The 11,339-nt window shown below is 45.1% G+C and carries 7 protein-coding genes; 5 read left to right on the plus strand and 2 right to left on the minus strand.

The features are described 5' to 3' along the window. Nucleotides 1-35 precede the first annotated feature (35 nt). Together dnaK and grpE are read right to left on the minus strand one after the other, a co-directional pair. Nucleotides 36-1,958, minus strand: coding sequence for a molecular chaperone DnaK (dnaK, locus tag EYQ95_RS04790; RefSeq protein WP_111913847.1), 1,923 nt, complete (start codon nt 1,956-1,958; stop codon nt 36-38). A 93-nt stretch (nt 1,959-2,051) separates the two neighbouring features. Next, nucleotides 2,052-2,693, minus strand: coding sequence for a nucleotide exchange factor GrpE (gene grpE, locus EYQ95_RS04795; protein WP_111913846.1), 642 nt, complete (start codon nt 2,691-2,693; stop codon nt 2,052-2,054). A gap of 168 nt (nt 2,694-2,861) precedes the next feature. Between grpE and nadK the strand changes: the two genes are divergently transcribed. The 5 genes from nadK to EYQ95_RS04820 all read left to right on the plus strand — a co-directional run bounded on the left by nadK (nt 2,862) and on the right by EYQ95_RS04820 (nt 11,134). Then, nucleotides 2,862-3,770, plus strand: coding sequence for an NAD(+) kinase (gene nadK / locus EYQ95_RS04800; protein ID WP_111913845.1), 909 nt, complete (start codon nt 2,862-2,864; stop codon nt 3,768-3,770). Between the two features lie 94 nt (nt 3,771-3,864). Next, nucleotides 3,865-5,526, plus strand: a complete 1,662-nt coding sequence (gene recN / locus EYQ95_RS04805; RefSeq protein ID WP_111913844.1) for a DNA repair protein RecN — start codon at nt 3,865-3,867, stop codon at nt 5,524-5,526. A 113-nt stretch (nt 5,527-5,639) separates the two neighbouring features. Then, nucleotides 5,640-5,987, plus strand: a complete 348-nt coding sequence (bamE, locus tag EYQ95_RS04810) for an outer membrane protein assembly factor BamE (protein WP_111913843.1) — start codon at nt 5,640-5,642, stop codon at nt 5,985-5,987. Between the two features lie 57 nt (nt 5,988-6,044). Next, nucleotides 6,045-8,786 (plus strand): insulinase family protein, encoded by a 2,742-nt coding sequence (locus tag EYQ95_RS04815; RefSeq protein ID WP_111913842.1) that lies wholly within the window; start codon nt 6,045-6,047, stop codon nt 8,784-8,786. A 167-nt stretch (nt 8,787-8,953) separates the two neighbouring features. Then, the gene (locus EYQ95_RS04820) at nt 8,954-11,134 is read left to right on the plus strand and encodes a bifunctional diguanylate cyclase/phosphodiesterase (RefSeq protein WP_207801065.1); all 2,181 of its coding nucleotides are present in this window, start codon (nt 8,954-8,956) and stop codon (nt 11,132-11,134) included. Nucleotides 11,135-11,339: the final 205 nt, after the last annotated feature.

Here is an 11,339-nt window from a genome sequence, read left to right on the forward strand (position 1 = left end):
ACACCCGTGCAAGAACGTTCTAACAGAATCGACAATTATTTCTTGTCGTCGTCTTGAACTTCTTCGAACTCTGCGTCGACTACGTCATCCGCGGCGTTCTCTGCAGGGCCTTGCTCTTCACCTGCACCAGCTTGCTGCTGTGCGTTTTGCTGAGCAATTTCCATAAGTTTTGCAGACGCTTCCATTAAGGCTTGAGACTTCTGCTCAATCGCTTCTTTCTCACCCTCTTTCACTGCTTCCTCTAGCTCGCTAATTGCGCTTTCGATTGCAGTTTTGTCTTCTTCAGGAAGTGCATCACCTGCTTCTTCCATTTGCTTGCGTGTAGCGTGAATCAATGCATCAGCTTGGTTGCGAGCCTGAACAGTTTCTTCAAACTTGCGGTCTTCTTCTGCATTCAATTCTGCGTCACGAACCATGCTTTCTACTTCATCATCACTTAGGCCTGAAGAAGCTTTAATGGTAATTTTCTGTTCTTTACCTGTGTCTTTATCTTTCGCAGACACATTCAAGATACCGTCCGCGTCGATGTCGAAAGTAACTTCGATTTGCGGCTGACCGCGCATTGCTGCACGAATACCTTCTAGGTTGAATTGTCCCAATGACTTATTGTCACTTGAACGTTTACGCTCACCCTGAAGTACATGAATCGTTACCGCAGACTGGTTGTCTTCCGCAGTCGAGAATGTTTGCGACTTCTTCGTTGGAATCGTCGTATTTTTCTCGATAAGCGTAGTCATTACGCCACCCATAGTTTCGATACCAAGTGACAGTGGGCACACGTCTAGAAGTAGTACGTCTTTCACGTCACCTTGTAGTACACCCGCTTGAACCGCAGCACCAATTGCAACAGCTTCGTCTGGGTTCACGTCTTTACGTGGTTCTTTACCGAAGAAGTCTGTAACCAATTCTTGAACTTTAGGCATACGTGTTTGACCACCCACCAAGATAACGTCTTGGATGTCGCCTACTTTCAAGCCTGCGTCAGATAATGCTGTTTTTACTGGCTCAAGTGTCTTCTTGATCATGTCTTCTACTAAGCTCTCAAGTTTTGAGCGCGTTAGTTTGATAGCCAAGTGCTTAGGACCAGAACCGTCTGCTGTGATGTATGGCAAGTTCACTTCTGTTTGCTGCGCAGAAGAAAGTTCAATTTTCGCTTTCTCACCCGCTTCTTTTAAGCGCTGCATTGCCAAAGGATCTTTACGTAAGTCGATACCTTGGTCTTTCTGGAACTGTTCTACCAAGTAGTTGATTACACGGTTATCGAAGTCTTCACCACCTAGGTGCGTGTCACCATTAGTTGCTAGTACTTCAAACGTGTGCTCGCCTTCTACTTCGTCAATCTCGATAATTGAGATATCGAACGTACCACCACCTAAGTCGTAAACCGCTACTGTACGGTCACCAGCTTTCTTGTCCATACCGTAGGCAAGAGCAGCCGCTGTTGGCTCGTTGATAATACGCTTAACTTCTAAACCTGCGATGCGGCCAGCGTCTTTGGTTGCTTGACGTTGTGCGTCGTTGAAGTACGCAGGTACTGTAATTACAGCTTCAGTAACTTTCTCACCGAGATAGTCTTCTGCTGTTTTCTTCATTTTCTTCAAAACTTCAGCAGAAATTTGAGGTGGAGCTTTCTTCTCACCTTTCGACTCTACCCAAGCGTCGCCGTTGTCAGCTTTAACAATTTTGTATGGCATAATGCCGATGTCGCGCTGAACTTCTTCGTCTTCAAAACGACGACCGATAAGACGCTTAATTGCAAACAATGTGTTCGCTGGGTTAGTAACCGCTTGACGCTTTGCAGGAGAACCTACTAGCGTTTCACCGTCTTCTGTAAAAGCTACAATTGAAGGCGTTGTACGATCGCCTTCTGCGTTTTCAAGAACGCGTGCTTTGTCACCATCCATGATGGCAACACAAGAGTTTGTAGTACCTAAGTCAATACCAATCACTTTGCTCATAATAATCTCCCAAACTACCAATTCTTTCCGGGTTAACCTTTATGTGGGGTCACCCTGTTAAATTTCAATGAAATAACTCAAATTTCTTTGCAATTAAGCCTGAGTATCTACACCTTCGGTCGGCGCTCTAGACACCATCACCATTGCCGGACGTAAAAGTCGGCCATTTAGGGTGTAACCTTTTTGCATAACAGCAAGCACTGTATTTGGCGCGACGTCTTCGCTTTCCTGCATACCCATTGCTTGATGTAATTGTGGGTCAAACGCTTCACCTTCAGGATTAACCGGTTGCATACCAAACTTCTCGATAGTTTGGATAAAGCCTTTGTAGGTCATTTCAATGCCTTCATAGACACTTTTCATTGCATCGTCTTCGTTATCGATGGCTTGCATTGCACGCTCAAGATTGTCGATAACCGAAAGCAATTCACCTGCAAATTTTTCTAGCGCGAAGTTTTTAGCTTTTTCTACTTCCTGCGCTGAACGACGTTTCACATTTTCAGCTTCGGCAGCAACGCGCAACGCTTTGTCTTTTTCCGTTGAAGCTTGTTCTTGAGCAGCCGCTAAAGCCGCTTCCACTTCAGCAAGACGAGTTGCTAAATCGTTTTCACCTTCCGGTGCTTGGCTTTCTTGCGCGTCAGAAGTTGATTCTTCAACTTGCGCTTCGGTTTGCTCAACTTGAGCTTCTTCTTGCGGTTGTTCTTGTTGAGAACCGGGCTTAGCAGCGTCTGTCATGTGTTAAACTCCATTATTGGTCAATCTAATGAAGCCTATATGGGGCTAGCTAAAAATATTTCAATACAATTCGTAAGGGTTTTTATTGAATTTTTTTTAGATTCTTTTTAGCGTTACCCCATTAAACCTTTTCGTTCAACATTGAAAGGCGATTTGCAGGAATACCCGATGAGTCAGGATTTGATTACTACGCCAGCGCAAAATTCAACGTTCAAAACCATTGGACTGTTGGGTATTCCGTCGACCGACAAAGCTCGAGCAACATTTGAGTCGCTCTGCCAATCATTGTCAGACGCGGGTTACACCATCCTCGCAGAAGACAGAGCACACCAACAATGTTCAGTAGCGTCTATTGAGAGTGTGTCCACTTCAGAGTTAGGCAAGCGCGCTGACTTAGCTGTTGTGGTGGGTGGTGACGGCAATATGCTTGGCGCCGCAAGAGAATTGAGTTTGCATGATGTCGGCGTTATTGGTGTAAACCGAGGAAAGTTAGGTTTTCTTACCGATTTAAGCCCTGAGGACGCCACGAAGTATTTAAGTGAAGTGCTCGCGGGTGAATACACAACGGAAATGCGCTTCTTGTTAGACGCTCAAGTTAACAAAGAAAGTGGAGCATGCGAATATGGCAATGCCATGAACGAAGTCGTACTGCACTCCGATAAAGTTGCTCATATGATCGAATTTGAAGTGTTTGTTGACGACCAGTTTGTGTTTTCGCAACGCTCAGACGGTCTTATTATTGCTACGCCTACCGGCTCTACTGCATACTCATTGTCGGCTGGTGGCAGCATACTGCACCCCGGTTTGGAAGCGATAAACATCATCCCTATGTTTCCTCACACCTTAAGCAGTCGACCTTTAGTTGTTCCTGCAGAAAGCAAAATATCGCTTCGGGTTGCCCCCGACAACGAACCCCTTCATTTAAGCTGCGACGGTCATAACACCCTAGCTGTGAAACCTGGTTCAACGATAAACATTCAGCGTCAAGCTCAACATTTGCGTTTAATACACCCAAGAAATTACAACTATTTCAATGTTCTAAGAAACAAGTTGGCTTGGGGTAGCCGCCTCTTTTAAAGATTTTCTCTTAACTGACTTGCCATACTGTACAAACACTGTATATTTATACTGTACATATAAACAGTGCGGCATTTTCTATGGAGACTTCTTTATGTTAACGCAACTCTGTATTCGCAATTTCGCTATCGTCGATGACATGAGTATCGACTTTAAATCAGGCATGAGTGCTATTACAGGTGAAACCGGTGCCGGTAAATCCATCGCCTTAGACGCGCTAAGCCTTTGCCTAGGCGCACGCGCGGAAGCGTCTATGGTGCGCGACGCATCAAAAAAAGCAGAGATAAGCGCGAGTTTCCATACAGAAACCCTTCCCGACGTACAGAAATGGCTAGAGAGCCGTGAGCTTGAAGCCGACGAAGAGTGTGTTATACGCCGTACAATAAGCGCGGAAGGCCGCTCTAAAGCTTATGTGAATGCAGCACCTGTACCCGTTGCCTTACTGAAAGAATTAGGAAGTCTACTCGTAAGCTTACATGGGCAACACGATCACCATTTACTGATGAAGTCTGAGCAACAACTTACACTTCTCGATCAGTATGGAGATCATTCAAGTTTATTAGCGAAAGTAAAAGAGTCATGGAAAGCTTGGCAATCTTTACTGAAAGAAAAGAAACAGCTCAGTACAGAGAGCGAAGCTACACTCGCCCAGCGTCAGTTACTGGAGTATCAAGTTCGTGAACTCGAAGAGTTTGATATTCAAGAAGGTGAATTCGAACAGCTAGAACAAGATCATAATCGTTTAGCGAATACCACTCAGCTACAAGAGCACGCGCTTTATGGCTTAAATTCACTTTACGACGGTGAGCATAACAACGCTTATGGTCTGGTAGAGCAAGTTATTCAAAGACTCCAAGAAAGTGTAGAGCTAGACGACAAACTAGCCCCGATCGTTGAGTTACTCGAACAATCCAGCGTGCAAATAGAAGAGGCTGTTCGAGAATTAAGGCATTACCAAGATCATTTAGAAAGCGATCCACAAGCTTTCGCAGAAGTAGAGTCTCGGCTAACCAACGCTATGCAGTTGGCTCGCAAGCATCAAGTTGCGCCAGAAGAGTTAGTGAACCACTACCATGCTTTGCAAGGTGAACTAGCGGGTTTAGCCAATAGTTCTGAACGACTTGAAACGATAGACAAAGATATTGAAGCAGCGGAAGCTGAGTTTAAAGCTCATGCTGAAAAGCTGTCGTCAGCTCGCAAAACTACTGGCAAAAAGCTGTCGTCGCAGGTGCAAAGCACTATGCGAGACTTAAATATGAAGGAAGGTCAGTTTTTAGTTCGCATTGAAAGCTCGCTGCAGCAAAGCTCTGCGAAAGGATTTGATAGCGTAAGTTTTGATGTTGCCATGAATGCAGGTCAAACATTACAGCCTCTGCAAAAAGTAGCTTCTGGAGGTGAATTATCTCGCATAAGCTTAGCCATACAGGTACTCACAGCGCAGCACGACGGGTTACCTACATTGATATTCGACGAAGTAGACGTTGGCGTAAGTGGGCCAACCGCGGCAACCGTAGGAAAATTGTTGCGTAAGCTAGGTCAGGCCAATCAAGTTATTTGCGTTACTCACCTCCCTCAGGTTGCGGCGCGCGCGCACCAGCAATTAGAAGTGGAAAAGGTGAACCAAAATGGTAAAACAACAACGCAGATGACGCCATTGAATGACGACCAAAGAGTAAAAGCGTTAGCGCGCTTGCTCGGTGGCGACAATATTACGGCAAACAGCATTGCGAATGCGCAGGAATTACTTGCCGGTTAGGGAACTTTTTTGCATTAGATTAACCAAAGGCTGTGGTTCTCATATAGCGAGCCACAGTCTTTTTACGTTATGATGAACATTGTACTTTTGATGATTACACCAATGGATACCTTATGAAGTTTTTGGGAATTGCAGTATTTGTTATGTTTTTGGCGGGTTGCTCTGTGTTTGACCCGTTAGTTTATAAAATAGACATTCCGCAAGGGAACTATTTAGAGCAACGTGACGTAGATAATTTAAGAGTAGGAATGACGCACGAGCAAGTTACCTATGTTTTAGGCTCTCCAGTTGCAGAAGACGCATTCCGAAACGATACTTGGCATTATATATACCGTTTAAAGCCAGGTCGTGGTGACATCGTTACTCGTGAATTATTTGTCCACTTTGAAAATGGGCGTGTAGTAAGTATTTCAGGAGATTTCGAGACACCCGAAGATTTTAACGTACCGTTAGACGCCTAATTTAAGCAGTATTAACACCGGCGACTATATACTTTTCTGCTTAGCGAGGCTCTTCTCATGGTCACTACCAACAATTCTGAGGCGCAAAGCCAAGAATTTGTGATTGAGAAGAGTCCTTCTGATGAACGGGACTACAAATGGGTAACCTTACCGAATGGTCTTCCCGTTCTCTTGGTACATCAGCCAGACACCCCTCAATCAGCAGCTTCCGTCACGGTTAAAGCAGGACACTTTCAAGACCCGCCAGACACTCCTGGCTTAGCCCACTTTCTTGAACATATGCTGTTTTTAGGAAGTGATGCTTACCCAGAGGCAGATGCATATTCAGACTTCATGAGTTACTCCGGCGGCCACCATAACGCGTGGACAGGCACTGAGCACAGTAACTTTTATTTTGAAGTTCCTAATGAGCATTTCCACGAAGCATTAAAAAGATTCGCGCGAATTCTTATTGCCCCACAGTTGCATGAGGACTGGATAGAACGTGAACGCCAAGCTATTGAGTCTGAATTTAGGCTTAAGTTAAAAGACGAACTACGCCGATTATATGATGTGCACAAACAAACCAGTAACCCGTCGCACCCTTTCTCAAAGTTTTCTGTAGGCAACGCAGAAACACTACAAGACAAACCTGGGCTCACCATTCAAAATCAACTGCGCCAGTTTCACCAAGATTATTATCATGCTAGCAATATGGCGTTAACTTTGGTGAGTAGCGAGTCTATTGAAACCATGCAAGGTGACGTTGAACTGCTTTTTTCTGAGCTACCAAGCCAAGGGGTTGCACCGCCCGAAATCAGTGAACCGTTATACTTGAGCGACAACACCAGCCAATGGATTTACGTTAAACCGCTAAAAAATGCGAATCGTTTGTTTATAACGTTTGGCTTGGAAGAAATTAATAGCGACTACCTATATAAAACAACGAGTTTCATTGCGCATTTATTAGGTCACGAAGGAGAGTCTTCATTATGTGCGCAGTTACGCCACAAAGGCTGGATTCTTAACCTTTCTGCCGGTGGTGGCGCAAGCGGTAGTAACTTTAAAGACTTCACGATCAACATTCAGCTTACGGAAGATGGTCAGTCGCATATACAGGACATTATCCAATGGTGTTTTTCCTACATTCGGCTAGTCACAGCTGAGGGGATCAACGCAGCTCTATACAAAGACCGTGCTTCTATTGTAGGTTTGGCGTATCGCTTTCCTGAGCCTATTCAAGCCGTTGATTTAGCCTCACAACTCTCTGTAAATATGCTTCATTACGCACCTGAACATGTGGTTTCAGGTGACTACCGCATGGACGAACTGAATACTCTGTTTGCGCAAGACATTTTGGCTCGATTTATACCCGAGAACGCGCGCATTACTGTCGTTCATCCAGAGGTAGAAACTGACCAACATAGCCGTTGGTACGGTACCGAATTCTCAGTACGTAACATTACAGATTCAGAGGCAAAATTTTACATTCGAGAGCCAGAGCAAGTTACATTTAAACTTCCTAGCCGCAATGCGTTCATTCCGCAAAGAGACAAACCACTCCCTTTAGAAGGGCAAGCTGAAAGATACCCACAGCAAGTGGTACTAAATGAGGCATTTGACTATTGGCATTTACAAGACCGGGATTTCAGAGCTCCGAAAGGACACATCTATTTGATGTTGAAGCTTCCGTTTGCCAACGCTAGTGCACGCAATTACGCCTGTAGCCGTATTTGGTGCGAGTTAGGGCTAGAAACATTAAATGAACGCTTCTACGACGCTGAAATAGCGGGGGTTCATATTAACTTGTTCCCCCAACACGGGGGAATTACCCTTCACCTCACAGGTTTCTCGTGCCAACAGCCCAAGGTATTTAAAGAAGTAGTTAAAGCATTAAGTGAGGTGCGCGCCGACGAAGCTACGTTCGAGAACATTAAGCACTCGTTATCCAGCAATTGGGCTGCGGTTCACCAAACCAACCCGATTAACCACATGGTTGCCCTACTCCATCATCATGTTCAGCAAGGGGCACACACATCCAAACAGTTAGCCGAGAGTGTCTCCGACCTCGACTTTGACCATTACACCAATTTATTACCCGGCTTATTCAGAGACGCTCAAGCGACTTTGCTTGTTCATGGCGACTGGCCAGAAGATGAAGCTCGCAGCATGGCGCGTTACGCATCGTCGGTGTTACCTATAACCACAACACCTTCAACTACTTTGAGCCGATACGTTCGACGTATTTCTGAAGGCGTCGAGCGCGTAAGTTTTCCAAGTAGCCACCCAGACCACGTTGCAGCGTTTTTTATTCAAGGTGAACATACAGCACTTGCAGAAAAAGCTAATTTTCTGCTGCTTAATCATCTTGTGGGGCCTTTATTTTTTAACGAATTGCGAACTCGTCAGCAGTTAGGTTACTTAGTCGGAAACAGTTATATCCCTATGCATGGCTTACCCGGAATTTTGTTTTATGTGCAATCTCCACAATATTCCCCTGACGTTTTAGAAGGGAAAATTGTTGAGTTTTTACAAGAGTTTGCAGAGCAGGTTCAGCACATAAACAACGAGGAATGGCGCCGAGCCACGCAAGCTATTGCAGGGCACTTAGAAAATAAAGATCCAAGTTTACGCATTCGAGCTCAACGACTTTGGCAGTCAATAACCAAAAACCAAGCCGATTTCGAGTTGGCAAATACCCTTGCCCAAGAAGTCAGGAACGCACAACGGTCAGACTTCCTAGAATTTGTGCAACATCGCCTCACACAAGGGCTAGCCGCTATATCTTTATGTACGATAGCTTTGACAGAACCTGAATAATCCGTTAATTTTAGGTTCATAAATGATGCTATCCGTAATGGATAGTCTAATTCGAGGTGAGCGTGCGCTTCACAATAATAAATAAAATTAGTAGACGCATAACAACTCAATTCCCAATGTGGCTCACAAGCTGTTCTTTGCTCCTCTTAGCAACGGCAAGTTTACCTGTGTCTGCTACACAGCTCCCTCAAAACCTCGCGCCATGGTGGCGTTCAGGTTGGTCTATTGCAATTTTCAGCTTCTTTATTATTGTCTTACTTGGTTTGGGCTTTGAGATTTTCCGTGCACGACGAGAAACCATTCGGCACATAAAAGCCAGTGAGGAGCGCTTAAAGCTCAGTTTATGGGGAAGTGGCGATCAGCTTTGGGACTGGGAAATATCAAGCGGTGAGCTCTATTGTCAAAATGATTGGAATACCATTAAAGACTTTCCTCAAGACGGCATTCGTAACAAAAACGCCTCAGCCATTATTCATGAAGACGACCAAAGCAGAGTTCGAGACGCATTAATTCAGCACCTAAGTAATCATGTCGATCATTACGAGGTAACTTACCGCGTTAAAGACAAAGATGATGAATGGCGCTGGCTTCTTGACCGAGGCAAAGTTGTAGAAAGAGACGCAGATGGCACCGCGATTCGAATGACAGGTACCATCAAAGACGTTCATGAGCTATTTATGGCGCAAGAGCGAGTACGTTTATTCGCAGCCTCTTTCACCAATATCTCAGACGGTGTGTGTATTTACGACCGAGACTTCAAAGCGGTAGAAGTAAACGACGCCTTCGTTAGAATCACTGGAATTTCGCGAGAACAAACCACAGGTCGCCCTTTCAGGTTGGCGCTGTATTCCGATCAATTTACTGCTCATGTAAAAGAACAGCTTTCCTTAAGCGGAAGCTGGCGTGGTGAAGTGGACGACTTAAGAGCGTCTGGCGAGCGATACACCATCGATATTAGTATTGACGCCATCAAACGTGATGACGGTGTTATTACGCACTATGTGGCAAGCTTTGCAGACATTACACAACGGAAGGTTACCGAAACCGAACTGAGGCGTTTAGCCAACACCGATACCTTAACCGGATTACCTAACCGCTCCTACTTCCAGGTGAGTCACTCCACCCTTGTTCGAAAACGCATTCCACACGCACTTTTAATCTTTGATCTCGATAACTTCAAAAAGATTAACGACTCGCTTAGCCACGATATCGGTGACGTTCTACTTTGTCAGGTTGCAGAGCGCATTAATGAGTTAATTTCTCGCCAAGACTCACTTTACCGTTTGGGTGGTGACGAGTTCGCGATTGTTTTAGAACAAATATCCGACCTCAGCAGTGTGGCTAATATTGCAGAGGAGCTGGTTTCAGCCTTGCACGAACCTTTCTTAGTTGAAGAGCACGAGCTCGTGGTGAATGGCTCTCTAGGCGTAGTAGTTTATCCAGATGACGGCGACTCATCCTTAGAGTTATTGCAAAACGCAGACACCGCGATGTACCACGCCAAGTATAGGGGCGGAAACACTTATCAATTCTTCAGTGAGTCTATGAACGAAGCTGCGGTAAATCGCCTACAAATTGAAAACCAGCTTCGCCAGTGTCTGAAAGATGACCACCTACGTGTGCACTACCAACCGAAGCTGAATATTGCGACGGGCAAAATAGAAGGTTTAGAAGCGCTAGCACGCATATTTGTGCCGAATCATGGTGAAATGAGCCCTGCGGAATTTATTCCATTAGCTGAAGAAACAGGACTTATTTTAGAACTTGGTGAGCGGGTTTTAGAAAAAGCCTGTTTAGATGCAAAAGAGTGGCTACAGCGTGGACTGTTTCATGGCCGCGTTGCGGTAAACCTTTCTGCGAGACAGTTTAACCAACCTAACCTAGTACACAGCATTCTCGCTATTTTAGATAAAACAGGGTTACCTGCAGAAGCGCTAGAACTAGAAATCACTGAAGGGATGGTTATGACCAATCCCGAAAAAGCTATTCAAATCATGACCGAGTTAGCCAACTGTGGCATTCATTTGGCACTCGACGACTTCGGCACAGGCTATTCGTCACTAGCGTACCTGAAACGGTTCCCTATTCACTGCTTGAAGATCGATAAAGCCTTTATCGACGACATTCACACAAGTGCGCGAGAGCGTAATATGGTGGCGTCGATTATTTCTATGGCTCACAACCTCGACTTGAGCGTAGTTGCAGAAGGTGTAGAGTATGCGGAGCAACTCATGGTACTCAGCACCTTGAGATGTGAAACAGTGCAAGGCTTCTATTTTGCTAAGCCTATGCAAGGCGCCGACTTTGAAGTGTTCGCCGAAGAAAAAACTGCACTAAGCGTTAAATAAAACCCCTTCCCTACCCAGCGCTTTCAATAATCTAAATTGTTGATGCGTGCGAAACAGCGGCCATGCTAGTGGCCCTAAACATAAACCGATTAAACTCCACCGTCTTGGGCCCATAGCATACTGGTAAGCTTTAACGTAAAACATCACAGCGAAACACGCGCTTATCAAGAAGAACCAAAGCATGGCTTATCCTCATACAACTTAA

This window comes from Lysobacter sp. N42, assembly GCF_004344885.1.

What these genes read in the sequence shown, in the direction of transcription:
- bamE (WP_111913843.1), top strand. Translation starts at nt 5,640, where the DNA reads ATGAAGTTTTTGGGAATTGCAGTATTTGTTATGTTTTTGGCGGGTTGC.
- nadK (WP_111913845.1), top strand. Translation starts at nt 2,862, where the DNA reads ATGAGTCAGGATTTGATTACTACGCCAGCGCAAAATTCAACGTTCAAA.
- grpE (WP_111913846.1), bottom strand. Translation starts at nt 2,693, where the DNA reads ATGACAGACGCTGCTAAGCCCGGTTCTCAACAAGAACAACCGCAAGAA.
- EYQ95_RS04815 (WP_111913842.1), top strand. Translation starts at nt 6,045, where the DNA reads ATGGTCACTACCAACAATTCTGAGGCGCAAAGCCAAGAATTTGTGATT.
- dnaK (WP_111913847.1), bottom strand. Translation starts at nt 1,958, where the DNA reads ATGAGCAAAGTGATTGGTATTGACTTAGGTACTACAAACTCTTGTGTT.
- recN (WP_111913844.1), top strand. Translation starts at nt 3,865, where the DNA reads ATGTTAACGCAACTCTGTATTCGCAATTTCGCTATCGTCGATGACATG.